Raw genomic sequence first — 24,810 nt, 5'->3', positions numbered from 1 at the left:
TAACTATTCGATACCACGTATATTAATAGAACTGGTAACTGGACAATGATCACTTAAATGGTAATCAAGCGTTTCTTGCCTACTGTATAACACCTGTTTTGCATAAGAAGTGTGGCTTGGTTTACTGATAATAATGTGGTCAATAAGGCTGGGGTAACGATAGAGAGAATTAGGATCATACTTAGATTTTACCTGACAGAGCGCACCAGTGGTTACAGTAACTAACTCAACTTTCTTTTCAATCTCATTATTTAGCATCAACCAAAGCCAATCATTTTGTGATGAATGACCATGAAAGGAGAGGTTGTGATTAAAATCGCCCATCATAATAAAAGTCTCCTTGTTTTTAATTCGTTCTTTCATCCACAAGTTAAGCTTTTTCCCTTGCTGAATGAGTTCACGACAAGTCTTTTTTCTCGACATTTTGCCAATACAGCCTTGCTTTAAATGTACGGATAATAAATGAACGTTGGGTTCTCCAATTTGTTGTAATACCACATAGCTACCAAAACGTAGTTTTGAGTTAGGCGATAAAATCAAATCTGTTGGATCACTAACATGCCATTTTTGAGAAATAGCGAATCCCGTATATTGATTTAGATCTGGAAATTGTTTCGAGTAGAATTCAGGTTTTGCTCGGTCGGAAAGGTAAATATTATAAAAAGGGCCAACTACTTTTTTAATTGCTGCTACTGAGTCAACTTCTTGAAAAGCTAACACATCCAGCTGCATATCTCTAAATTTCTCATTTAATGCGGAGAAATCTTGCGCACTTCGCATACTTTTAGAGATCTTACTTGAAGGTTTAGTTGTGAGCCATTCTAGGTTCCAAGTTGCTACTTTAAGATTATCAGCCTGAGTATGAATTGAAAATATACTACTCATCATCACTAATATAATCACATGCAACTTATCTTTAATGATGGGCATTTTAGTCCTTCTTATATGAGCAATAGATGTTATTTCTAAGTATGAAATGGTCGATTGGAGTAGCAATTTAATAGGCAAATTTTAGCGATTTGGTAACGCACAAAATAGTATGTAACTTAAAATAAGAGCGTTTTCTTTCATGCCCGGGATCAGGATCACTTAGATCGTATTGATCTTCATCACCTATAGAGTTCCATTGATCTAGATCAATAAGTTATCCAACGTAAAATCGATAATGTTCACTATATATTGTGTCTCGTTTGGATATTTATCCATATATAGTAAATTTATGAGTGGGAATAGGCGTAATGACTAAGTTAATCGTAATAAAACGAGATGGTGCAAAAGCACCGTTTCATAGAGATCGTATTGTTGCAGCGGTGGAAAGTGCAGCCGAGCACTCTGATCAAGCTTTAAAAGATTATGCTGAAAGTGTCGCCCGAAATGTTGAAGCTAAGTTGATGACTCAAGCCGATTCAGACCTACAAGAAATTCATATAGAAGAGATTCAGACGTTAGTTGAAAACGAATTGATGCATGGTACTTATTCAGGTTTAGCACGCGCTTATATTGAATATCGACATGACCGTGATATTTCTAGGGAAAAAACGAGTGCATTAACCAAAGAAATTGACGGATTAATTGCACAAAATAATACTGATATTTTAAATGAAAATGCAAATAAAGACGGAAAAGTCATTCCTACACAGCGAGATCTACTCGCGGGTATTGTCGCGAAGCATTATGCCAAACAGCATATACTTCCTCGTGACATTGTAACGGCTCATGAGGCTGGTGATATTCATTACCACGATTTAGATTACTCACCGTTTTTCCCAATGTTCAACTGCATGTTAATTGATCTTAAAGGCATGCTAACCAGCGGCTTTAAGATGGGTAATGCTGAAATCGATACGCCTAAATCAATTTCAACAGCAACGGCAGTGACTGCTCAAATAATTGCCCAAGTCGCGAGTCATATTTATGGCGGTACGACAATTAATCGTATTGATGAAATTTTAGAGCCTTATGTGCACGCTAGTCATGCTAAGCAATTAAAACTGGCGCAAGAGTGGGACATTCCAAACCCGCAAGAGTTTGCACGTAAACAGACTGAAAAAGAATGTTACGACGCCTTTCAATCATTGGAATATGAAGTCAACACGCTACATACAGCCAATGGACAAACACCATTTGTTACCTTTGGTTTTGGTTTGGGAACGTCTTGGGCAAGCAAATTGATCCAAGAATCTATTTTGCGTAATCGTATTGCAGGTTTAGGTAAAAATCGTAAAACGGCGGTTTTTCCTAAATTAGTTTTTGCTATTCGTGATGGTTTAAACCATAAGCCAACCGATCCTCATTATGATGTAAAACAACTTGCGCTTGAATGTGCGACTAAACGTATGTACCCAGACATTCTTAATTACGACAAAGTAGTTGAAGTGACCGGTTCATTTAAAACGCCAATGGGATGTCGTAGTTTCTTAGGAACCTATGAAGAGAATGGGGAATTGATCCATGATGGTCGTAATAATATTGGTGTCGTAAGCTTAAATTTACCTCGGATTGCGATTGAAGCAAAAGGTTCAGAAGAAGTATTTTACTCTATTTTAGAAACCAAGTTGAAACTAGCAAAACGAGCATTAGATACTCGAATTAATCGCTTAGAAAATGTCAAAGCCCGAGTAGCGCCAATCCTTTATATGGAAGGGGCTTGTGGTGTCCGTCTTAACGCTGACGATAATGTTGCGGATATATTCAAGAATGGGCGCGCATCCATTTCATTGGGTTATATAGGTTTGCATGAAACAGCAACGGCATTGTTTGGCAGTGAGAAACATGTCTATGATGATGAAATTCTCCGTCAAAAAACATTAAAAATCGTTAATCGTTTAAAAGATGCCGTTGATCGTTGGACGCAAGAGAGTGGTTATGGCTTTAGCTTATACGCTACGCCAAGTGAAAATTTATGTAATCGCTTTTGCCGCTTAGATGCTAAAGAATTTGGCGTTATTGATGGGGTCACAGATAAAGGTTATTACACCAACAGCTTTCATTTAGATGTACAAAAAACCGTTAATCCATACGATAAAATTGATTTTGAAATGCCATACCCTGAAGTATCAAGTGGTGGTTTTATTTGTTATGGAGAATTTCCAAATATGCAACATAACGTAGAAGCGCTCGAAAACGTATGGGATTACAGCTATAACCGTGTTCCTTATTATGGCACTAATACGCCAATCGACGAGTGTTATGAATGTGGTTATACCGGTGAATTTGAATGTACGAGTAAAGGGTTTACCTGCCCTAAATGTGGCAACCACGATTCAAGTAAAGTATCAGTAACACGAAGAGTTTGTGGCTATTTGGGCAGTCCTGATGCACGCCCATTTAACGATGGTAAACAGGAAGAAGTGAAACGTCGTGTTAAGCACTTATAAATACGTTAACGAGAATTTATAAGTGCATATTTCACAATATTATCCGATTGATGTTATTAACGGCCCTGGCACTCGTTGTACCGTATTTGTATCGGGCTGTATTCATCAATGTAAAGGCTGTTATAACCAATCAACTTGGTCGCCAAATGCAGGGCAACTATTCACGAAACAACACCAAGATGCCATTATTCGTGACTTGCAAGATAAACGGATCAAAAGGCGCGGTTTGTCATTGTCAGGAGGGGATCCGCTTCATCCGGATAACCTTGATGATGTGTTGGCATTGTTGGTGCGTGTTCGCCGAGAATGTATCGGCAAAGATGTGTGGATGTGGACAGGTTATACGCTAGATCAATTGACGGCTAAGCAAAAAAGAGTGACAGATTTAGTGGATGTTTTAGTAGATGGTAAGTTTGAGCAAGCATTGGCGGATCCCAGTTTAAAGTGGAAGGGAAGCGCGAATCAGGTGATTCATTATTTTACCGACGTAAACTAAACATTAATTAGATTTAAAAATGAATCGATGAGAGAAAAATTCTCGTCGATTTTTTTTTGCTCTGGTGGTAATTTGGGAGTCTATCTAAATTCAATTATTTCACAGGGTTGTGTCCTATGCTTTCTCATCTATCTGCCCCTACACCAGATCCTATTTTGTCTCTTTCTATTGCTTATCGTGAAGATGTTAGGTCTGAAAAAGTTGATCTTGGTATTGGCGTGTATAAAAACAGCCAAGGGCAAACCCCTATAATGGCAGCGGTCAAGCAAGCGCAAATCCGTCAAACAGAACAACAATCAACAAAAGCGTATGTTGGTTTGGCGGGGAATGAAATATTCAATCAGGGAATGATCGATTTAATTTTAAAAGATACTTCAGCTTATTCCCGTGTTTCAGCGATCCAGACGCCTGGTGCAAGTGGCGCGCTACGTATGCTCGGCGATTTAATGAAAATTGCCCAACCCGATACAACGGTTTGGATTAGTAATCCAAGCTATGTGAATCATCGACCTGTTATGGAGGCTGCAGGATTAAAGGTTCGTTATTACCAATATTTTAATCCTGAAACTCGCCAAGTTGATTCTGAAAAAATGCTGCAAGACTTATCTCATGCAGGAAAAAATGATGTGGTGCTATTGCATGGTTGTTGTCATAATCCGACTGGCGCCGATATCAGTTTTGATGACTGGAAAGCCATTACAGCATTGGTTCAAAAAAACGGATTCACACCTTTTGTTGATATCGCTTATCAAGGTTTTGGCGATGGGCTAGAGCAAGATGTTCTTGGCGTAAGACATATGGCGGATCATGTAGATGAAATGCTTATTACTGCATCGTGTTCTAAAAATTTCGGCTTGTACCGTGAACGTACAGGTGCTGCGATTCTCGTAGGAAAAAATCAGCAAGAAGTAAATAATGCGAAAGGTAAATTAATGACTTTAGCGCGTTCAACCTACACGATGCCGCCAGATCATGGTGCTGATTTAGTGGCTACCATACTTAATGACTCAAGTTTAACTCAAATTTGGAAGCAAGAATTAGTTGTCATGCAGCAAAGGTTGATCGGTTTACGTATCGCTTTGTGTCAAGAGTTAAACAATAAGCACAATATGGAGCAATTTGACTTCATAAAGTCGCACAAAGGTATGTTCACTGTGCTAGGATTTTCAGAGAAGCAAATGCTGCAATTACGTCAAGACTATGGAATTTATGGCGTGGGTGATGGTCGAATTAATATTGCCGGCTTGCAAGAAAAAGATATCGAGTATGTTGCAGCAGCAATTGCTACACTAGCGAGATAATGTATCGCGTTAAAAATTGAATAAATAAAAGGTTAGTATAATGAAAAAATGGGGTTTCCTCTTTCCAGTAGTATTGTCTATTGCCGTAGTCGGTTGTTCAACAACACCGGAGCAAGCACAAACAAATGAAACAGCAAAGTCTAGCAGTAGTACTAACAGCAGTAATGACACTAAGAAAACAGTGACGAAAGAAGGTGAAACGGCAGCACCTAAAACAGAGACTAAACTTTCGCCAATGGAAAAACACCCAAATGTAAAACCTAAGCCAATGCCAACGGTTACACCTAAAAAAACAAAAGCAATGACAACAGGGATTAAGACACCTGAAGGTAAATTGATTTTAGGGCAAACCGAGTGGATACATATCGATGGTTTAGATATCAACGTTCCAGCTCGTATCGATACAGGAGCGACAACTTCATCTGTAAGCGCAGTTGATATTCTTGCTTTTGAGCGCGATGGTAAAAAATGGGTGAAGTTTAAGCTATCACACGAAGGTAAAACCTCGAAAGAACTTACATTACCTGTCGTATCTACCAAGTTTATTCGCCAGTCGAATTCTGAAAAAACGGTTGAACGCTATACAGTTAAAGGTTGGGTTACGGTTGGTAGCTTAAAACTGAATACTGAATTTACTTTAGCTGATCGTACACATATGGATTTTGGTGTATTGCTGGGAAGAAGCTTCTTCCGAGATGAAGCGGTAGTTGATATTAGTCGTCAATACGTTCAGCCAAAAGTGAAACTTGGTAGTAAGTAATGTAATTTTCAGTAAGTAATTACGATTATCAAGATTTACAAGGCCTCTGAGCAATAATAACCAATAAGATTTGGTTTATTTATTACTCAGAGGTTTTTTATGAGCAGTTGATAGCGCTTATTGATGGATTTTAATTTGATTACTTACTTAGCACCCACCTAAAAATATCGATAACTTTGGTTCGTATTTTGTGCTTGCTGTTCTTCTCGATGCTGCTGGATTTTTGCTAGTTGCTTATAAATAACATAATAGCGGCTGATATTCGCGACGTAGTTTACAGGTTCTTTACTAATATATTTTCGTGCCATTACTTCAACATGATTGAACCAAATGTTGGGGTTATATCCATTTTTAATTGCTAATTGACGCATTTTTCTAATTTTGGCAGGGCCAGCATTGTAAGAGGCAAGAGTAAAATATAACTGGTTTTCTGGCGTTATTTGAATATCGCTATAATAACGGTCCTTAATAAACCTAAGGTACTTAACACCTGCGTGGACATTATTTTCAGGCTTTTCAATATGTTTAATATTAACGTAAGGCTCTCTGGCTGTCTTAGGTAAAAGTTGCATCAATCCTATCGCCCCAGCATGAGAGACTAAATTATTATTAAAACGTGATTCTTGAAAAGATTGAGCAGAAATCATTAACCAATCAAATTGGTATTCCTGTGAATAAAGTTTAAAAATGCCGGATAGATTATTTAAACGGTCGATTTTTTTTGGGCTGAGCGCTGTTTTTAACCATTTGGTTTGGTTTAAATATTTATTATAAATGACGTTACCGAGAAGCGTGCCTTTCTTTGATTTTTGGATGAATGAGTTTACGGCTTGTTTTAATTGAGGCTCATTTTTCCGTAATGCCCAAGCTATTTCACCACCTTTTCGAATTGGAAGTTCATCATGCATACGGATATTCGTCATTGTGTTGACCCACAATTTAGATTTGTGGCTATCAATCACCGTAGCAGGCAATATTCCTTGGTTAAGCATTTCCATCAACTCATAATCTTGTAAATACTCGTCTAATAAATTGATATAAATAGGTTGGAGTCGAGCTTCCACTAACTGTTTATTAATGCTTTGTAAGCTTTCAAAATAGCTTGAGCTTGGGCGCACCCAAATTTCTTTACCACTTAAATCTTTAATGGATGAAAAGTTAGAGACGTTTTTATTGGTAACGATTAACTCTTGTATTTGATTAATAATCGGCAGACTGAAGTCACTATCTTTTAGTCGTTCGGGCGTGATAGTTAAATTGGCGACGGCCAAATCACCAAACCCCGAGTTCAAATAAGGGAGAAGTTCGTCTCGTTGAACCGGAATGATTTGGACCTTGAGTTTATTTTTGCGGAGACTTTTTTCAAAATGCTGTAAAAGTTCGGCAATAATGCCTTTAGGTTGACCTTTTTCGATGTAATAAAAACCAATATCAGCGGCAACGAGTACGCGTATTACACCTTTCTTTTTTAGTATTGGGATATCACCAGTGTAGGGCTGTTTGATTAATGGTGATATTCCAAGACTAAAAGCTAAGTTGGGCAATAAGAGCAATGTGATTATCCATAATCGAAATCTTCTCATTTATTGTTATCACTTTGTAAAATACTTTGGTTAAAGATAATGTGAAATAGAGTTTGAAGCAAATAGCATTGGGTGACTTGCATCGTTACAATGAGAGTTTGTAAGCAATGATTAATACTTGTTTAATTAAACTCAGATTAATTATGAAGTTAAAGACTAACGGGATTGAGAATAATCATGAAAGCAGCACATCAAGCGCTTATGGTTCAAGGAACAACATCTGATGCAGGTAAAAGTGTACTCGTCGCTGGCTTATGTCGTGTATTAGCTCGTAAGCAAATTAAAGTCGCGCCTTTTAAGTCTCAGAATATGGCATTGAATAGCGCAGTAACAAAAGATGGTGGTGAAATAGGTCGAGCGCAAGCAGTACAAGCTTTTGCATGCGGGATAGAGCCAAGCGTTCATATGAATCCTGTACTACTTAAACCTAATACGGATATTGGCGCTCAAGTTATTATTCAAGGTAAGGCCTTGCAAACCATGGATGCGATTGATTTTCATGGTTACAAAAAAATCGCCATGCCCTTTGTGATGGACTCTTTTAAGAAGCTAAGCCAAGAATACGATAGCGTTATGATTGAAGGCGCGGGTAGCCCAGCTGAAATCAACCTACGCGAAAATGATATTGCCAATATGGGATTTGCGGAAGAAGCCGATGTCCCTGTGATTATTGTTGCAGATATTGACCGAGGCGGCGTTTTTGCTCATTTATATGGCACCTTAGCGTTATTATCGCAATCAGAGCAGAATCGTGTGATTGGTTTTGTGATCAATCGCTTTAGAGGCGACATTAAATTACTCGAATCCGGACTCGATTGGCTTGAAAATAAAACAGGAAAACCTGTTATTGGTGTTTTACCATTTTTGCATGGATTAAATATTGAAGCTGAAGATGCACTGATTAGCGAGCAAGTTCTTAACGATAACGCAAAGTTTACGGTATTTGTTCCAGTATTAACGCGTATCAGCAATCATACCGATTTTGATCCATTACGTTTGCATCCTGACATTGATTTCCAATACCGAACGAAAGGGCAATCATTACAAGGCGCTGATTTTATTATTTTACCCGGCACAAAATCGGTTCGTTCTGATCTGGAATTTTTGAAAGAGCAAGGTTGGGATAAAGATATACAGCGACATTTGCGCTTTGGCGGCAAGGTAATGGGAATTTGTGGTGGTTTTCAAATGCTAGGACAAAGCATTTCCGATCCATTAGGCTTGGAAGGTGAGGCTGGGGAGTCTCAAGGCCTAGGTTACTTAGAGCTAGAGACCCAATTAGAGTTAGAAAAACAGCTCCGCCAAATGAAAGGTATACTGACTTTTCCTAACCAAGTACCTGTTAATATTGATGGTTATGAAATACACGCTGGGCGAAGTGAGATAAGAAGTCATCAACCAATTGAATGGTCTAAGAGCACGAAAGAAAAAACAGATGCTCATTTTGATGGTGCGATAAGCGAGTGTGGCCAAATATTTGGAACGTATTTGCATGGCGTATTTGATCAACCGGATGCTTTAGAGTCTATTTTAACGTGGTCTGGATGCGATTTTACCTCTCAATCGGTGGATATTTTTCAGAAGAAACAAGATGCTATCAACCGTATTGCGGATGCAATTGAAGAGCATCTAAATTTACCATTACTTTGGCCTGAATTGGCTTTTGACCGTGATTGAATAAGCCAAGAGATTTCTAATGGAATTACAAGCGTTACTCACACTAAATAGCAATCAAGATCTGTTCGCCAATCCAAAGCGTATCAATCTACTCAAGCATGTCGATTCATCAGGCTCGATTAGCCAAGGGGCAAAACTCGCTGGGTTAAGCTATAAAGGAGCATGGAGCGCCATTAATGCGATGAATGAGATTTCACCTGAGCCAATTATATTTAGCGAGAAAGGAGGTAAAGGTGGCGGTGGTGCTAAGTTAACTGAATTTGGGCACCGATTGCTAAAAGTTTATACCGTAATGAATGAAATGCAGCATATGGTTTTAAAAGCCTTATTGGATAACTCGATACCGACGGAAAATTTACTTGATGTAATGAGCCATTTTTCACTGAAAACAAGTGCACGAAACCAATTAACAGGAACAATTACCAGCATTGAGACCAACGAATTAAATGATCTTATTGAAACAAAATTGGCATCAGGTTCTATTATTACCACGGTTATAACCCATTCAAGTACGGAGAAACTACAATTATCTGTGGGTAAAAAAGTCATATTATTATTTAAAGCGCCTGCGGTGACTATTGCTGAAACAAGGAAGCTTGAAGGCGACTGTAATCAACTTGAAGGTAGGTTAGTTCATCTCAATCAAGGTGAACATCGTAGTGAGATTTTTCTCGATATAGGTGCAGGAGATATACTTTATGCATCGATTGACAATCAAATGTTGGAACAATTCCCTTTAACCATGCAACATGCTTATGTTGGTATGTTTGATCCACATCAGATCTTGATTACTTGTATGCTGTAAATCTGGCAGAACCTTTGATTACTTATTCGTTTTATCGTAATATTCCTTTCCATTTCGATATGTAAATAGTTACATATCGAAATTTGTTCTATCATAAAATATTACTGAGGTTTACGATGAAATACGGTAACAAAATTGCGCTAATTACAGCATTAATTATACCTTCTATTCCTGCAATCGCTGCTGATGTACATGTGTATGCAGCCTCATCGATGACAGATGTAATCAAAGAGTTAGGCAAAGAATTCAAACAACAAACAGGTGATACGGTTGTACCTGTCTTCGCTGGGTCCTCAACCCTCGCTCGTCAAATAGAGCAAGGTGCACCGGCTGATGTATTTATTTCTGCAAACCCTAAATGGATGGATTATTTAGCAGATAAAGGTATGACAACTAAAGATAAAGTAAAAATGTTAGTTGGGAATAGCTTAGTGCTAATTGGCAGCGGAAGTGACAATACTAATAAAGTTGATGCAGGTACATTTAAAGAGTTGCCAACATTACTTGGGAATGATCGCTTAGCTATTGGTCAAACTGACAGTGTGCCTGCTGGTATTTATGCAAAAGAAAGCTTAGAAAAGATGGGGTTGTGGTCAGTATTATCAACGAAAACGGCACCAAGTAACAATGTTCGATTAACGTTATCTTTAGTTGAGCGTGGTGAAGCACCATTCGGTATTGTATATAAAACAGATGCGCTAATGAGTAAAAAGGTGACCATTATTCAAACCTTCCCAGAAAGTACGCATTCTCCTATTGTGTATCCTGCTGTGACGTTAAATGACAAATCTGAAAGCCAAGCTTTTTTTAAATTCTTAGCGACAGAAGAAGCGAGTAAGACTTTTATTCAATATGGCTTTACACCATTAATGGCCTATTAGTCACTGATATTTCATTATTAACAGGCGTGAGGTAAAAGGTGGATGTTGTGGTATTAACCGATTATGAAATACAAGCTTTACTATTGAGTCTAAAAGTCTCTTCAACAGCCGTGTTGTTTTTATTGCCGGTTGGGATTTTTTTCTCATGGCTGCTTGTAAAGAAAGAATTTTATGGCAAAAGACTACTTGATAGCCTTATTCACCTTCCTCTCGTTTTACCACCGGTTGTTATTGGCTACCTTTTATTGATAACAATGGGCAAACAGGGTGTTGTTGGCCAGTGGCTTTATAGTGTTTTTGGGTTGGTATTTAGCTTTAATTGGAAAGGTGCAGCTTTGGCTTCTGCCATTGTTGCATTGCCTCTGATGGTACGATCCATTCGCTTAAGTTTAATGAATGTCGATCCCAAATTAGAACAAGCAGCCCGAACGTTAGGAGCTGCACCTATGAAAGTCTTTTTTACAATAACTTTACCGTTAGTTCTGCCCGGGATTATTACCGGGGCTATGCTGTCATTTGCCCGTAGCCTGGGTGAGTTTGGTGCGACGATTAGTTTTGTGGCCAATATTCCGAATCAAACTCAAACACTCCCTTTAGCGATGTATAATTTTATTCAAGCACCTGGCGCAGAGTTTCAAGCTGCACGTTTATGCATTATCTCGGTGATCATTGCTTTGCTGTCTTTACTCTGTTCTGAATGGCTGACCAAGAAAAGTCAAACCAAACTTGGGCTCTCAAATACGACAGGAGGAAGCGGAGTATGATTTCGTTGCGTTTCTATCAAAAGCTTGATCAGTTTGAGTTAAATATTGATGCCGACATTCCTGCTACAGGGATCACTGCTATTTTTGGGCGTTCTGGTGCAGGGAAAACCAGCGTGATCAATGCGATTAGTGGGTTAAAGAATCCGACTTCTGGACGAATCACAAAAGGTGATCATGTGTTATTTGATTCAAAACTTGGTATCAATCAACCGATTGAAAAACGTAAGATTGGCTATGTATTTCAAGAGGCCAGATTATTTCCACACTATAAAGTAAAAGGAAACCTACTCTATGGTGTGAAAGGTAAAGTGGATGCTAAAAAGTTAGAACAAGTGGTTAAATTACTAGATCTGTCTAACTTATTAAGTCGATATCCTGCAGATTTATCCGGTGGAGAAAAACAACGTTGTGCGATTGCCAGAGCGCTACTTTCTGAGCCCGAAATTTTGCTTATGGATGAACCATTAGCCTCGCTTGATTTACCAAGAAAACAAGAGGTTATGCCATTTCTAGAGCGCTTATCTTCAGAAGTAAATATTCCTATTCTATATGTGACACATAGCATGGATGAGATTTTACATTTGGCAGATCATATGCTTTTGATTGAAGACGGACGAGTAAAAGAAGCCGGAGATATTGAAACATTATGGCGATCACCTGCGTTAACGGCTTGGCATCATAATAATGAGCTTAGCACGTTATTTAAGGGGAAAGTAAAGCAAAAGCACGATCGTTACGATGTCACTTATGTGGAGTTCGGACCACAAGTTGGAGTTTGGATGTCGGGAATAAATGCTCAACAAGAAGAGATATTACGGATCCGCATCCATGCTAGCGATGTATCTATTACCTTAGAACATGCATCAGATACCTCTATTCGTAATATCTTGCCTGCAACGATAGTTAAGTTGGCAGATGTTACCGATCCAACGGCGCCTGTTTCGGTATTGTTGAGATTGGGGAATGAATGTGAAAAAAATCACGACCAGTCTCTCAGCTCTTGTTTGTGGGCTAATATTACCGCGTGGGCTTACGACGATCTCAATCTGCATGAAGGACAGACGGTATATGCACAAATAAAAGGTGTCAGTCTGACAAATAGAGATATGGCGCGTAAAGGGTAAATTATTTTAATAAGCCCCTCCATAAAAGCCTTGAGAGAGTGAACATTCTTTCAAGGCTTTTTAGTTTTTATCATCATTTGTATAGTGCCTTTAACTGAAATAATCTGGCACGTTTCTTGATTGATCTTTTCATAAGGCAAGATTATTTAATTAGCACTAGGAAGGTCAATTATGTGGTTATCTTTATTTTTCAACCCATTAGAAGAACAAGAGCAAGCTAAGACGATCATATTCAGTGCAAGCCCCTATGGTATGCCCGTTATATCGCACTATATTGATGCAAAGAATGAGGAGGAAGAGTTTGAGCCTCAACCAATATCGTCATTTAATGCTTAAAGAAGGCGAACATCCGATCATTTTCACTGATCTGGATGGTACTTTACTTGATCATGATAGCTATGGCACTGATGTCGTCGAGCCTTTGTTGAAGCAACTAAACCACCTTAACATTGATGTCATTCCCACAACCAGTAAGACTCAAGCGGAAGTTTTAGCTCTTAGAGAGAAACTTGATTTGACCGCTCCATTTATTGTTGAAAATGGAGCGGCTATTTTAATTCCGACGAGTACCTTTCAAATACAACCAGAGCACACCTTTCAAACAGGCTCTTATTGGATCAAATCTTTTTCTGTACCGAGGCTGCATTGGATATCCATGATTGGAGAGTTATCCAATAGTTTTAATGGCTCATTTAAAACTTTCTCCGTGATGACTAATGAAGAGTTAGCCATACAGACAGGCTTAACCTTGAAAGAAGCAGAGAGGGCAAAACAACGTCAATATGGTGAGCCTGTGCAATGGTTAGGTAGCGAGATCCAAAAGAAACAATTTATTAAAATTTTAGAGGAACAAGGAGCACGAGTATTGGAAGGTGGTCGGTTTCTTCATGTTTCAGGTAAACACGATAAAGGTCAGGCTATGAACTGGCTGATTAATCAATATCAGCAACTTTCGATGTTAAAACCGACACTAAGTATTACGTTGGGCGACAGTCAAAACGATATTGCCATGTTAGAGCAATCAGACATAGCAATCAGAATTGCTTCTCATCACCATAATCTACCGACACTCATTCGAACCAATAGCATAATAGATTGCAAAGAATATGGGCCGAAAGGCTGGGATCAATCGATTCGACTTCTACTGGCGAATATTCTTAAAAGTGAGGTTTTTGAAAGCCAATAGTGATTACGGTAAATCGAAAATATTATTTTAAATTTAGCGTCTAATGCAGGAGGCAACATGGCGGATTTTTATCAAAATGGAATTGTCACAACATTACACAATTTGGCGGACAGACCGATAGAGGAGCTTGAAGCAGAATTAGTTCAATTTTCCAAAAAACGTCCGATGGCATTGATTTTACCATCTTTATTTTCAGAGTTAGAGGGCGATGCACTACCTAAAATTGTCGAGCACTTGTCTGAAGTCCCTTATCTTTCTCAAATTGTGATTGGTTTAGATCGAGCAAATTTGAGCCAATATAATCATGCGTTAACTTTTTTTAGGAAATTACCTCAGCACTATCGTGTACTTTGGAACGATGGACCTCGTTTACAAGCATTAGATAAAGAATTAGCAGCACTAGGGTTGGCACCAAAAGAGTTAGGGAAAGGGCGTAATGTCTGGTATTGCATGGGATATGTACTTGCGACCGGACAAGCCGAATCTGTAGCCTTGCACGATTGTGACATTGTCACTTATGGGCGGGATTTATTAGCACGACTTATCTATCCTGTGGCAAACCCACGGTTTAATTATGAATTTTGCAAAGGGTATTACGCCCGTGTTGCTAATGGAAAAATGAATGGTCGAGTTTCTCGTTTACTAGTAACTCCGTTGCTAAAAGCATTAAAAAAAGTCACAAATCAAACGAGTTATTTAGATTACATGGACAGTTTTAAATATTCATTAGCGGGCGAGTTTTCTTTTCGAAGAGACGTTCTCAATGATATTCGAATCCCAAGCGATTGGGGTTTAGAGATTGGTGTCTTGTCTGAAATGCATCGAAATTATGCCAGTAATCGTTTATGCCAAGTTGATATTGCTAAAACCTATGATCATAAGCATCAGGAATTATCCCTTAATGATGTTAATGCTGGGTTATCTAAAATGTCGATTGATATCACTAAGTCTTTGTTTCGTAAGTTGGCAACTCAAGGTGAGACGTTTAACTCTGAAATGTTCCGCTCTTTAAAGGCAACATATTATCGAATAGCTTTGGATTTTGTTGAAGCCTACCACAATGATGCACTGATGAATGGTTTGGAGCTTGATGTTCATAATGAAGAAAAAGCAGTAGAAATGTTTGCGCAAAATATTATGACTGCAGGACAAAGCTTTCTCGAAAAACCGATGGAAACGCCTTTTATTCCAAGCTGGAATCGTGTGATCAGTGCAATGCCAGATGTGATGGATCGTCTAAAAGAGGCAGTGGAACTTGATAATGAAGAGTTTGGGGGGATTTTATGAAAGAAGACTTAATCATCTCAGATACCTCTTTAATTGATAAATTATGTCATCACATTGATGTTATTTATAACGACATTGATTTGCAAATTAGCAGGTCACAAATGGCGAATGATTTATTGAGCATTATGCGAATTGACCCAAATTGCCAACTTGGACCGAGCGCCTATAGTAATTTGCCATTATGGAGCCAGAAAGATCTTATTATGATCACTTATGGCGACAGCGTTCAAGATGACAATGAAGTCCCTTTGCAAACCTTACATCGTTTTATGCATCAATATTGTAAGCCTTATATTAACAGCGTACATATCTTGCCATTTTTCCCATATAGCTCCGATGATGGTTTTTCTGTGATTGATTATTCTAGTGTTAATGAATCATTAGGCAGTTGGCAAGATATTGAAGCGATTGCTTCAGAATTTGATTTGATGTCAGATTTAGTGATTAATCACTGCTCGGCTCGAAGCGCATGGTTTGATAATTTCACTAAAGCGGAAGGGGTTGGAAGTGATTATTTTTATACCGCATTACCAGGCCAAGATACTTCTCAAGTTGTCAGACCAAGAACATCGGATTTACTCAAAGAAGTTGTGACACCACAAGGTACCAAATATGTATGGTGCACGTTCAGTCATGACCAAGTTGATTTTGATTTTCGTAATCCAAATGTTTTAAAGGCTTTTGTCGAAATTATTCGTCAATACCTCGATCATGGCATCAAAACTTTCCGATTAGATGCCGTAGCATTTCTTTGGAAGCAAGTAGGGACAAGTTGTATCAATCTTGAGCAAACTCATGAGGTCATACGCTTATTACGAACCTTAATTGAACAGGCGCGATCAGATGCCATCATCATTACTGAAACCAATATTCCTAATCATGAAAACTTAACGTACTTTGGCAATGGAAATGAAGCCCATGCCATTTATAATTTTTCGTTGCCGCCATTATTAATAAATACTTTAATTACAGGAAGTTGTGAGCATTTAAAACGTTGGATGATGGGAATGCCACCTGCGCAACAAGATACAACGTATTTTAATTTTATTGCCTCACATGATGGAATTGGCCTGCGTCCTGCCGAAGGATTACTGAATAATAAAGAGATAGGTAATTTAGTAAATACCATGCAGTTATTTGGTGGCAGAGTGTCATGGAGAAGCAGTGATAACGGTGAACAAAAGCCTTATGAAATCAATATTGCGTTATTTGATGCCTTGCAAGGTACGGATCAAGGTCCAGATAAATATGGAGTAGATCGTTTTATTTGTGCTCATGCGATCATGCTTGGTATGGAAGGCATACCTGGTATCTATATCCATAGCTTACTTGCGACTAGTAATGATTATGAAAAGGTCGAAAATACGAATCAAAACCGATCAATTAATCGACATCGGTGGTCATATTCCGCATTAGTTGAAGCCTTAGAACAAGAGCATACTCAGCATCATCAAGTGTTGAATAAAATGTTGTCCTTAATTGGTATCCGTACTAAACAAGTGGCGTTTGATCCCAATGCAACTCAATTTACCTTGCACCTTGGTGAAGCTCTATTTGGCTATTGGCGACAAAGCATGGATAGACGGCAAAGTGTGTTTTGTGTCAGTAATATTAGCCTTGAGACTCAAATCATTAATCTTGCTGATATGAATCTGATCCAAACGGATACTTGGAAAGATTTGATCGGTGGGGCACTTGTTGAAACGAGTGTGAGTAATATTGAATTACAACCTTACCAAACTGTTTGGATAAGCAATCAGTTTTAAGTATGGCGCTTTCACGAGGATAATTAGTTATGGCTATGTTCATTTTCAGCTCGAAAGGGTATCTTACTTCACAATAATAACCTTTACAGGTTTAGGTTTAAGTAATGATCTAGGAGTTAAAATGAGCAAAGCAAGAATAGGAATTGTAACGGTAAGCGATCGCGCGAGCCAAGGTGTGTATGAAGACCTATCCGGCCTAGCGATTATTGATACGTTAAATGATTATCTGACTTCAGAATGGGAACCGGTTTATCAAATTATTCCCGATGAACAAGATCAGATAGAAGCTTTGTTAATTAAAATGGTCGATGAAGAAGGTTGTTGTCTTGTGGTGACCACCGGAGGAACGGGTCCTGCAAAGCGAGATGTAACTCCAGAAGCGACGGAAGCAGTATGCGATCGTATGATGCCTGGTTTTGGTGAGTTGATGCGTGCAGAGTCATTAAAGTTTGTACCAACAGCCATTTTGTCTCGTCAAACTGCAGGTCTCCGCGGCAGTAGTTTATTAGTGAATTTACCGGGCAAGCCAAAATCAATTCGTGAATGTCTAGATGCTGTTTTCCCAGCGATTCCTTATTGTATCGATTTGATGGAAGGACCATTTTTAGAGTGCGATGAAAGCGTGATTAAACCATTTCGTCCCAAAGCTAAGTAGTTAACCTTCAAAAGACAAGCATAAAAAACGCCGATAATTTGATAGCTATCGGCGTTTTTGTAAGTTTCAAATAAGAATTACTTCTTAAAAATCTCTGTGAAATCTTTTTTCAAAATAGGATCACGACGGGCTTTTTTAAGTTGCTTGATCATATCTTTAACGCAGTTCTGTAAGACTTTATCCAATAATGACGCGCGGTATTCTTCTTTTCCCGCATCGTCCATATCAGTAGGGAGTTTCATGGTTTCAAACTCTTGCATTAAATCGATAGCTGAGAACGTTTGCCCCACAGAAATCAATGCATGAAATTGCTCAAAATTGTCGAGAATATTTTGTGCGCTAGCTGGAAGTTCATCCCATACATCGCGTACTGCTTCTTCTGAAACATCATGAATAGACGTTACCATTGGAATAGCTTGTTCTGGTACTTCTTCGAATTCGATTAAATGACGTAATTCTGGCGAGTAAGTACTTAGATCTACATTATCTTCTACTGACTCTTCGATCACTTGGTCTTGTTGTTCTGACATAAAGGAAACCTCAATTAATCCTACACATGATTTCATGCGCTTATATTCGTCTTATCCATACCGCTTTGGGCATATGACATTATGTATAAGCATGTTAAGAAGAGCAACTAATCTCAAGCTCTTGTGCCCAAGAAGGCGGCAAATTGGCGTAATGATCAAACTTTGGTTGTTCTTCGTACGGTTTTTTAAGTAATTCCATTAATATTTTCACTTCGCTGTAATCACCTTCCTCTGCTCTATCTATTGCAATTTGGGCAAGATGATTACGTAAAATGTATTTTGGGTTGAATGAACGCATTGCTTGACAACGTTGTTGTATGGATTCGGATTCTTGTTCTACACGTTTTAAATAGCGATCTAACCATTGTTTGGCTTTGAAACGGTCAATAAACAAATCAAGAACGGTTTGCTCATTATCTTGATCGAGCATGGAAAGCTGACGGAAAAATCGAGTGTAGTCAGTTTTGTTTTCTGCCATTAAAGTGAATAATTGATTAAACAGTTCACCATCTTCAGGTTGTTTAGTATTCAGTCCGGTTTTGTTGCGCATTAGTCGGCTGTATTCGTGATTGAGCTCCGGTTCGTATTTTTCTAATGCACTATCTAGATCGCTACGCTCAATGAATGGTGATAGGGCATGAGCTAAAGCAGTTAGGTTCCATAAACCAATATTGGGTTGGTTCGAAAATGCATAACGGCCTTGATAATCAGAATGGTTACAAATGTAATTCGGCTGATAAGCATCCAAAAATCCAAACGGCCCAAAATCGAAGGTTTGCCCAAGTATGGACATATTATCGGTATTGAGTACTCCATGAGCAAAACCAAAAGCGTTCCATTTTGCAATAAGTTGAGCGGTAGATATTACTACCTGTTCGAACATGGATAAGTAAGGCTTTTCAGCTTGTTGACTGGCTACGAAATAGTGGTTAATACAAAAATCGAGTAATTGTTTTAATTGATCATGCTGACCGGTATAAAAAAAATGTTCAAAATGACCGAATCGAATATGACTTTCTGCTACTCGGATACAAATTGCACCTGTTTCAGTTTTTTCACGGTAAACAGGAGTTCGGCTATTAATTAGCCCTAAAGCTCGACTTGTTGGTATACCTAAATGATGCAAAGCTTCTGAACACAAATACTCCCGAATGCTGGAGCGTAATACCGCTCGTCCATCACCTTGGCGAGAAAAGGGCGTTAAACCAGCACCTTTAATATGAATATCATAAGTAAGATTATCTTTGGCTTTTATTTCTGCTACTAACAACCCACGTCCATCACCCAAATCCGGATTATACTGACCAAATTGATGCCCGGCATATTTCATGGCGATAGGACGAAATTCATCTGGTAAGCTTTGACCTGAAAAATCATTGAGTAATTGTGGCGTTGGTTTTTTAGGTAATCGCAATAATTCCGCTAAATTACTGTTCCAGTCGACCCATTCAGGTGAGTGAAGAGGCGTTGGATTAACTGATTGATAAAATCCGTTTGTAAGTTGATGGAAACGATATTGTAACGAAACTGAAGACCAAGCCGACATAAGTAAACCTCACTGAATAAGACACCAAATTATCATAGCTCTACTGGGATAAACACAGAGTAAAATAAGGGCTTTGTGTCTAGGCGTTCTTTTAGTACAATTTTCGTCAATTAAAAATTACTAGTTTCGTCTATATAACTTACGCTAAGAATTCTCATATCGTATGTTAAAAGTATTTGGGGTTCATAAATGACACAATTAACGACAATATTTGCCGTTATCGTTTTTAATTTGACATTTATAACCTTTGCTCGAGCTGAGATACCTGTACATTCTCGAGCTGAGCAGACTTTTTCTACCGCGGTTATTTTAACAAATAGTGATGTTATTACGTTTGGCGTGCAAGATTTCAATCCTAATGCCATTACCCCCTTTCAGAATGATAATCTTGGAGATGATCAATCTCTGGATTTACGCAGCCGAGTAGCCGTCACAACTTTTCCTTATAGTTGGGAGCTTGATGGGGCAACAGAGCGCTTTCATCATAAATTTTCCGTTCGTGCTTCTTACGTCTATTTTGAAAATGAAACTCGCTTAGATGACAGGCCAGATATCCCTGCAGATTTAGATGTTAATAAAGTATACAGTGGCTATGCTGGATATGATTTGATTTTTAACATTACCGATAACTGGCGCGTGTTATATGGGCTCGGTAGTCATTTCATGTATTACGAAAATACGCATTCTTACAATAGCAGCGAAAGTCAAAATATGCAGCCGACTCTAGATGGGGCTGCGTACAATACATCTAGTCGTGCTTATATCGCTGAACCGCATATTGCTTTTGATTATAAATTTCAACGTAAATGGGGATATTGGCGTTACACCAGTGATTTGAATTATTTTTACGGTAAGTCTTGGGACAAAGAACGCCGCTATGATTCAGGCAATCCAAGTGGTTGGTATTTAATGAATGGCATTAAAGCCAATTATAATATGACAAATTGGGCTGGCTATATACCATCAATGTATACCAGTTTTAAGCGTGTCGATTTAGGTGGTGATCCTGTCTCGTCTCTGGGTACGAATCACTATTATGAGTTTTCTCTTGGGTGGCTACTGACCCCACCGATTCTGCGTGATTGGGTTGATAATGTTGGTATTGGGATTAATATTAATTACGGAAGTGCACTTAAAGGTGGAAGTCTGGTGTTGTTTTTTAATCAAGATTAAATTCGATATTGTATTTTTAATAATAGATTATAGGTTTCATCTATCAAGCGGCGATCATGAATGCAAACAATTTAGTCAGTAATACCTATCAATGCAATTGAGAAAATCGTCTTTTTAAAATATTTATCCTGTATTAGCCTACACTCAACCCAGCATTTATAGAGTCGAACATCACGATCACAATAAGGAGATTCCATTGGGATTATTTTCTAAATTATTTACCCGTACGAAAAAAGTTGAAAAGGCATTGGTTGAAGCTGTTGAATATAATGGCTTCTTAATTTATGCAGATTCAGTTTCTGAAGGTTCACAATATCGAGTTGCTGGTCGCATCACGAAAGAGGTTGAGGGTGAAATAAAAACACATCGCTTCATACGCTCGGATGTTTTAGGCTCTCAAAATGATGCAAATCAATTGATGCTTAAGAAAGCAAAATTATTTATTGACCAATCTGGCTCGACGGTTTTTTAATCTGAAATGTTGTTAATGATTAAATGTTGAGTAGGAAGTGCATGATTTACACTCAACATGATATTTATACATTTCAGGTATGACCTGTTTTCTTTTCTATCTTGTTGTTTTTTTACTTAATAAAGGTGAGAATCCATATAACTTAGCTGTATAAGTCATGAAATTTTGTTTTTTTATTACATGATGTTTACGATTATTATCTTATGTTCGTAATTACATGAGTTAGATAACCACTAATTTTATTGCCAATGTCCAAGGAATTACTATGCAGATTGGTGTACCTAGAGAAATACTCGCGGGTGAAACGCGAGTCGCTGCAACGCCGAAAACGGTAGAGCAACTATTAAAGCTGGGATTTACCGTATCAGTTGAATCTGGTGCTGGTGAACTCGCAAATTTTGATGATACGTCATTTGAGGCAGCTGGAGCTACGATCGTTTCTACACAAGATGTGTGGACTTCTGAAATTATGCTTAAAGTAAATGCACCTCAATTGAATGCTACAACTGGTGTGGATGAGTTTGAACTTATTCAAGATGGTGCTAGTTTAATAAGCTTTATTTGGCCTGCGCAAAATGAAGCATTATTAACAAAACTTGCGACTAAAAATATTAACGTGATGGCGATGGACTCTGTTCCTCGTATTTCTCGTGCACAAGCATTAGATGCATTGAGCTCAATGGCAAATATTGCTGGCTACCGTGCAGTTGTGGAAGCCGCTCATCAATTTGGTCGTTTCTTTACTGGACAAATTACCGCAGCAGGTAAAGTTCCACCTGCTAAAGTTCTCGTCGCTGGAGCGGGTGTTGCCGGTCTTGCCGCTATTGGTGCAGCAGGCAGTTTAGGTGCAATTGTTCGTGCATTTGATGTTCGCCCTGAAGTAAAAGAGCAAGTTAAATCGATGGGTGCTGACTTCTTAGAAGTCGACTTCAAAGAGGAGTCTGGTTCTGGTGATGGGTATGCAAAAGAAATGTCTGAAGCTTTTAATAAAAAAGCAGAAGAACTTTATGCAGCCCAAGCAAAAGATGTTGATATCATTATTACAACAGCTTTAATTCCTGGTCGCCCTGCACCAAAACTTATCACCAAAGAAATGGTTGATAGCATGAAAGCGGGTAGCGTTATCGTTGACCTTGCGGCCGCGAATGGCGGTAACTGCGCTTATACTGAAGCCGATAAAGTTATCAAAACACCAAATGGTGTTACCATTATTGGTTATACAGACATGGTCGGCCGCCTTCCAACGCAGTCTTCACAACTTTATGGTACGAACCTAGTTAATCTTCTAAAACTGCTTTGCAAAGAAAAAGATGGCAATATTAATATCGATTTCGACGATGTGGTTTTACGCGGTGTCACCGTAGTTAAAGAAGGTGAGGTGACTTGGCCAGCTCCGCCAATCCAAGTTTCAGCTCAGCCACAAGCTACGGCAAAAGTAAAAGCTGCACCAGTTAAAAAAGAAGCGACACCAATTTCTCCGACGAAAAAAGTAGCAAGCATGGTAATCGCAGCTGGCGTCTTCGCTTGGATTGCAAGTGTTGCGCCTGCTGAATTTTTGTCACACTTTACTGTTTTTGTCTTAGCGTGTGTTGTTGGATATTACGTTGTTTGGAATGTATCCCATTCTTTGCATACACCTTTAATGTCTGTGACGAATGCAATCTCAGGTATTATTGTAGTGGGGGCGTTACTCCAAGTTGGTCAAGGAAATGGCATTGTTTCTATTTTGTCTTTTATCGCAATTTTAATCGCAAGCATAAATATATTTGGTGGCTTCACGGTAACCAAACGTATGCTTGAAATGTTTCGTAAAAAATAAGGGTAATATATGTCTGCAGGATTAGTACAAGCGGCATACATTGTTGCCGCTATTCTTTTCATCATGAGCCTTGCTGGTCTTTCTAAGCAAGATAGTGCTCGTTTTGGTAACTATTACGGCATCGCGGGTATGGCTATTGCTTTAATCGCGACCATCTTTGGCCCTGATTCCTCTGGCATCACTTGGATTGTTTTAGCGATGATCATTGGTGGGTCTATTGGTATATATCTAGCTAAAAAAGTTGAAATGACCGAAATGCCTGAATTGGTTGCGGTTTTACATAGCTTTGTTGGTATGGCTGCCGTACTTGTTGGTTACAACAGCTTTCTTGACCATGGAGTTTTAGTTGGCGCTTTATTGAATATTCACTTAGTTGAAGTTTTCTTAGGCGTATTCATCGGTGCAGTTACTTTCAGTGGCTCTATTGTTGCATTTTGTAAACTACGCGGATTAGTTTCATCGTCAGCTCTAAATATCCCCCATAAGCATAAATGGAACTTACTGGCTATTGTGGCTTCATTTGTATTAATGATCTACTTTGTGAATAGCAATGGCAGTATGTTTGCGTTACTTGTGATGACAGCAATTGCTTTAGTCTTTGGTTACCATTTAGTATCTTCAATTGGTGGCGCCGATATGCCAGTGGTTGTATCGATGCTGAATTCATACTCTGGTTGGGCAGCCGCAGCCGCAGGTTTCATGCTTGCTAATGATCTGCTTATCGTAACGGGGGCCTTGGTAGGCTCTTCGGGTGCAATTCTGTCATACATCATGTGTAAAGCAATGAATCGTTCTTTCATCAGTGTCATTGCGGGTGGTTTTGGTAATGCTCCAACGACCACAACAGCAGATGATGAAGAGCAAGGTGAGTATCGTGAAACAACCGCTGAAGATGTAGCTGAAATGTTGAAAGATTCAAAATCAGTTATTATCACTCCAGGATATGGTATGGCTGTTGCTCAAGCTCAATATCCAGTTCATGAAATTACTGAAAAGCTTCGTGCGCAAGGTGTTGAAGTTCGATTTGGGATTCACCCTGTCGCAGGACGCTTACCGGGACATATGAATGTATTGCTTGCTGAAGCCAAAGTACCATATGACATTGTATTAGAAATGGACGAGATCAATGATGATTTCCCTGAAACTGATACGGTTCTTGTTATCGGAGCAAATGATACGGTGAATCCAGCGGCACTTGAAGATCCAAATAGTCCAATAGCGGGAATGCCTGTATTGGAAGTTTGGAATGCTAAAAATGTGATTGTATTTAAACGTTCGATGAGTACAGGCTATGCCGGTGTGCAAAACCCATTGTTCTTTAAAGAAAATACACAAATGCTTTTTGGTGATGCTAAAGCTAGTGTAGATGCGATAGCAAAAGCACTTTAAGTTAAGTATCAAACTGTAAAGAATAAAACCAGCTTTCGGGCTGGTTTTTATTTACCTAGAAACAATTGGTTATCATAATATAATGTGTACCTATAAAACCATAAGTTAATTATATGTAAATGTCAACACCAGTTGAAATCTGATCCACTTTTTTAAAAATTCACCGTTTTAATATTGATCCACTTATTTGCTCAGCTATTGCTAATTTCTAATATTCCA

At 38.6% G+C, this 24,810-nt stretch carries 22 protein-coding genes; 18 read left to right on the top strand and 4 right to left on the bottom strand.

Features of this window, described 5'->3' with window-relative positions; translation table 11 throughout:
- Positions 1-3: 3 nt before the first annotated feature.
- A complete protein-coding gene (locus tag HC725_RS04450; RefSeq protein WP_190330578.1) occupies positions 4-930 on the bottom strand; it encodes an endonuclease/exonuclease/phosphatase family protein in 927 nt (308 codons plus the stop codon).
- Positions 931-1,238: 308 nt separating this feature from the next.
- On the opposite strand from HC725_RS04450, the gene nrdD reads away from it, so the two are divergent.
- The 4 genes from nrdD (at position 1,239) to HC725_RS04430 (ending at position 5,934) form a co-directional block, all read left to right on the top strand.
- Positions 1,239-3,377: an anaerobic ribonucleoside-triphosphate reductase gene (gene nrdD / locus HC725_RS04445; protein WP_190330577.1), complete on the top strand. Its 2,139-nt coding sequence runs from the start codon at positions 1,239-1,241 to the stop codon at positions 3,375-3,377.
- A gap of 22 nt (positions 3,378-3,399) precedes the next feature.
- Positions 3,400-3,873, top strand: coding sequence for an anaerobic ribonucleoside-triphosphate reductase-activating protein (gene nrdG / locus HC725_RS04440; RefSeq protein WP_190330576.1), 474 nt, complete (start codon positions 3,400-3,402; stop codon positions 3,871-3,873).
- A 116-nt stretch (positions 3,874-3,989) separates the two neighbouring features.
- Complete coding sequence (locus HC725_RS04435; RefSeq protein WP_190330575.1) at positions 3,990-5,174, top strand: amino acid aminotransferase; 1,185 nt, start codon at positions 3,990-3,992, stop codon at positions 5,172-5,174.
- A gap of 40 nt (positions 5,175-5,214) precedes the next feature.
- The gene (locus HC725_RS04430) at positions 5,215-5,934 is read left to right on the top strand and encodes an ATP-dependent zinc protease family protein (protein WP_190330574.1); all 720 of its coding nucleotides are present in this window, start codon (positions 5,215-5,217) and stop codon (positions 5,932-5,934) included.
- A gap of 158 nt (positions 5,935-6,092) precedes the next feature.
- Here HC725_RS04430 and HC725_RS04425 read toward each other — a convergent pair whose 3' ends face one another.
- The gene (locus HC725_RS04425) at positions 6,093-7,517 is read right to left on the bottom strand and encodes a transporter substrate-binding domain-containing protein (protein WP_190330573.1); all 1,425 of its coding nucleotides are present in this window, start codon (positions 7,515-7,517) and stop codon (positions 6,093-6,095) included.
- 177 nt (positions 7,518-7,694) lie between these two features.
- On the opposite strand from HC725_RS04425, the gene HC725_RS04420 reads away from it, so the two are divergent.
- From HC725_RS04420 to mog, 10 genes are all read left to right on the top strand, one after another.
- Positions 7,695-9,194 carry a cobyric acid synthase gene (locus HC725_RS04420; RefSeq protein ID WP_190330572.1) on the top strand — a complete coding sequence of 500 codons (1,500 nt, stop codon included), beginning with the start codon at positions 7,695-7,697 and terminating at the stop codon, positions 9,192-9,194.
- Between the two features lie 19 nt (positions 9,195-9,213).
- A complete protein-coding gene (locus HC725_RS04415; protein ID WP_190330571.1) occupies positions 9,214-9,999 on the top strand; it encodes a TOBE domain-containing protein in 786 nt (261 codons plus the stop codon).
- Between the two features lie 116 nt (positions 10,000-10,115).
- Positions 10,116-10,880 (top strand): molybdate ABC transporter substrate-binding protein, encoded by a 765-nt coding sequence (modA, locus tag HC725_RS04410; RefSeq protein WP_190330570.1) that lies wholly within the window; start codon positions 10,116-10,118, stop codon positions 10,878-10,880.
- 47 nt (positions 10,881-10,927) lie between these two features.
- Entirely contained in the window at positions 10,928-11,644 is a 717-nt protein-coding gene (gene modB / locus HC725_RS04405) for a molybdate ABC transporter permease subunit (protein WP_446751348.1), read from the top strand.
- Entirely contained in the window at positions 11,641-12,768 is a 1,128-nt protein-coding gene (modC, locus tag HC725_RS04400; protein WP_190330568.1) for a molybdenum ABC transporter ATP-binding protein ModC, read from the top strand. Before modB ends, modC begins: the two co-directional genes overlap by 4 nt.
- Positions 12,769-12,939: 171 nt before the next feature.
- A complete protein-coding gene (locus HC725_RS04395) occupies positions 12,940-13,104 on the top strand; it encodes a hypothetical protein (protein ID WP_190330567.1) in 165 nt (54 codons plus the stop codon).
- Complete coding sequence (locus HC725_RS04390; protein ID WP_190330566.1) at positions 13,070-13,954, top strand: HAD-IIB family hydrolase; 885 nt, start codon at positions 13,070-13,072, stop codon at positions 13,952-13,954. Before HC725_RS04395 ends, HC725_RS04390 begins: the two co-directional genes overlap by 35 nt.
- A 57-nt stretch (positions 13,955-14,011) precedes the next feature.
- A complete protein-coding gene (locus tag HC725_RS04385; protein ID WP_190330565.1) occupies positions 14,012-15,241 on the top strand; it encodes a glycosyl transferase in 1,230 nt (409 codons plus the stop codon).
- Positions 15,238-17,007: a sugar phosphorylase gene (locus HC725_RS04380; RefSeq protein WP_190330564.1), complete on the top strand. Its 1,770-nt coding sequence runs from the start codon at positions 15,238-15,240 to the stop codon at positions 17,005-17,007. Before HC725_RS04385 ends, HC725_RS04380 begins: the two co-directional genes overlap by 4 nt.
- Before the next feature lie 121 nt (positions 17,008-17,128).
- A complete protein-coding gene (gene mog / locus HC725_RS04375) occupies positions 17,129-17,662 on the top strand; it encodes a molybdopterin adenylyltransferase (RefSeq protein WP_190330563.1) in 534 nt (177 codons plus the stop codon).
- 77 nt (positions 17,663-17,739) lie between these two features.
- Here mog and HC725_RS04370 read toward each other — a convergent pair whose 3' ends face one another.
- Positions 17,740-18,192: a DUF3069 domain-containing protein gene (locus HC725_RS04370; protein WP_190330562.1), complete on the bottom strand. Its 453-nt coding sequence runs from the start codon at positions 18,190-18,192 to the stop codon at positions 17,740-17,742.
- Between the two features lie 94 nt (positions 18,193-18,286).
- Positions 18,287-19,738 carry a protein adenylyltransferase SelO gene (locus HC725_RS04365; RefSeq protein WP_190330561.1) on the bottom strand — a complete coding sequence of 484 codons (1,452 nt, stop codon included), beginning with the start codon at positions 19,736-19,738 and terminating at the stop codon, positions 18,287-18,289.
- A gap of 189 nt (positions 19,739-19,927) precedes the next feature.
- On the opposite strand from HC725_RS04365, the gene HC725_RS04360 reads away from it, so the two are divergent.
- The 4 genes from HC725_RS04360 (at position 19,928) to pntB (ending at position 24,591) form a co-directional block, all read left to right on the top strand.
- Positions 19,928-20,911: a Solitary outer membrane autotransporter beta-barrel domain gene (locus HC725_RS04360; RefSeq protein WP_190330560.1), complete on the top strand. Its 984-nt coding sequence runs from the start codon at positions 19,928-19,930 to the stop codon at positions 20,909-20,911.
- A 196-nt stretch (positions 20,912-21,107) separates the two neighbouring features.
- Complete coding sequence (locus tag HC725_RS04355) at positions 21,108-21,383, top strand: HlyU family transcriptional regulator (RefSeq protein ID WP_190330559.1); 276 nt, start codon at positions 21,108-21,110, stop codon at positions 21,381-21,383.
- A gap of 265 nt (positions 21,384-21,648) precedes the next feature.
- Positions 21,649-23,202: a Re/Si-specific NAD(P)(+) transhydrogenase subunit alpha gene (pntA, locus tag HC725_RS04350; protein ID WP_190330558.1), complete on the top strand. Its 1,554-nt coding sequence runs from the start codon at positions 21,649-21,651 to the stop codon at positions 23,200-23,202.
- 9 nt (positions 23,203-23,211) lie between these two features.
- On the top strand, positions 23,212-24,591 hold the full coding sequence (gene pntB / locus HC725_RS04345) for a Re/Si-specific NAD(P)(+) transhydrogenase subunit beta (protein ID WP_190330557.1): 1,380 nt from the start codon (positions 23,212-23,214) through the stop codon (positions 24,589-24,591).
- Positions 24,592-24,810: the final 219 nt, after the last annotated feature.

Origin of the sequence: Vibrio sp. S17_S38, assembly GCF_014694375.1 — a bacterium.
In the GTDB taxonomy this organism is placed as follows: domain Bacteria; phylum Pseudomonadota; class Gammaproteobacteria; order Enterobacterales; family Vibrionaceae; genus Vibrio.
Note: the sequence above shows the minus strand (reverse complement) of the source record. Positions and strands in the feature narration are given on the sequence as shown.

Excerpts from the sequence above, each read along its gene's own strand:
- HC725_RS04450 (WP_190330578.1), bottom strand. The coding sequence starts at position 930 with ATGCCCATCATTAAAGATAAGTTGCATGTGATTATATTAGTGATGATG.
- nrdD (WP_190330577.1), top strand. The coding sequence starts at position 1,239 with ATGACTAAGTTAATCGTAATAAAACGAGATGGTGCAAAAGCACCGTTT.
- HC725_RS04435 (WP_190330575.1), top strand. The coding sequence starts at position 3,990 with ATGCTTTCTCATCTATCTGCCCCTACACCAGATCCTATTTTGTCTCTT.
- HC725_RS04430 (WP_190330574.1), top strand. The coding sequence starts at position 5,215 with ATGAAAAAATGGGGTTTCCTCTTTCCAGTAGTATTGTCTATTGCCGTA.
- HC725_RS04425 (WP_190330573.1), bottom strand. The coding sequence starts at position 7,517 with ATGAGAAGATTTCGATTATGGATAATCACATTGCTCTTATTGCCCAAC.
- HC725_RS04420 (WP_190330572.1), top strand. The coding sequence starts at position 7,695 with ATGAAAGCAGCACATCAAGCGCTTATGGTTCAAGGAACAACATCTGAT.
- HC725_RS04415 (WP_190330571.1), top strand. The coding sequence starts at position 9,214 with ATGGAATTACAAGCGTTACTCACACTAAATAGCAATCAAGATCTGTTC.
- modA (WP_190330570.1), top strand. The coding sequence starts at position 10,116 with ATGAAATACGGTAACAAAATTGCGCTAATTACAGCATTAATTATACCT.
- modC (WP_190330568.1), top strand. The coding sequence starts at position 11,641 with ATGATTTCGTTGCGTTTCTATCAAAAGCTTGATCAGTTTGAGTTAAAT.
- HC725_RS04395 (WP_190330567.1), top strand. The coding sequence starts at position 12,940 with ATGTGGTTATCTTTATTTTTCAACCCATTAGAAGAACAAGAGCAAGCT.
- HC725_RS04385 (WP_190330565.1), top strand. The coding sequence starts at position 14,012 with ATGGCGGATTTTTATCAAAATGGAATTGTCACAACATTACACAATTTG.
- HC725_RS04380 (WP_190330564.1), top strand. The coding sequence starts at position 15,238 with ATGAAAGAAGACTTAATCATCTCAGATACCTCTTTAATTGATAAATTA.
- mog (WP_190330563.1), top strand. The coding sequence starts at position 17,129 with ATGAGCAAAGCAAGAATAGGAATTGTAACGGTAAGCGATCGCGCGAGC.
- HC725_RS04370 (WP_190330562.1), bottom strand. The coding sequence starts at position 18,192 with ATGTCAGAACAACAAGACCAAGTGATCGAAGAGTCAGTAGAAGATAAT.
- HC725_RS04365 (WP_190330561.1), bottom strand. The coding sequence starts at position 19,738 with ATGTCGGCTTGGTCTTCAGTTTCGTTACAATATCGTTTCCATCAACTT.
- HC725_RS04360 (WP_190330560.1), top strand. The coding sequence starts at position 19,928 with ATGACACAATTAACGACAATATTTGCCGTTATCGTTTTTAATTTGACA.
- pntA (WP_190330558.1), top strand. The coding sequence starts at position 21,649 with ATGCAGATTGGTGTACCTAGAGAAATACTCGCGGGTGAAACGCGAGTC.
- pntB (WP_190330557.1), top strand. The coding sequence starts at position 23,212 with ATGTCTGCAGGATTAGTACAAGCGGCATACATTGTTGCCGCTATTCTT.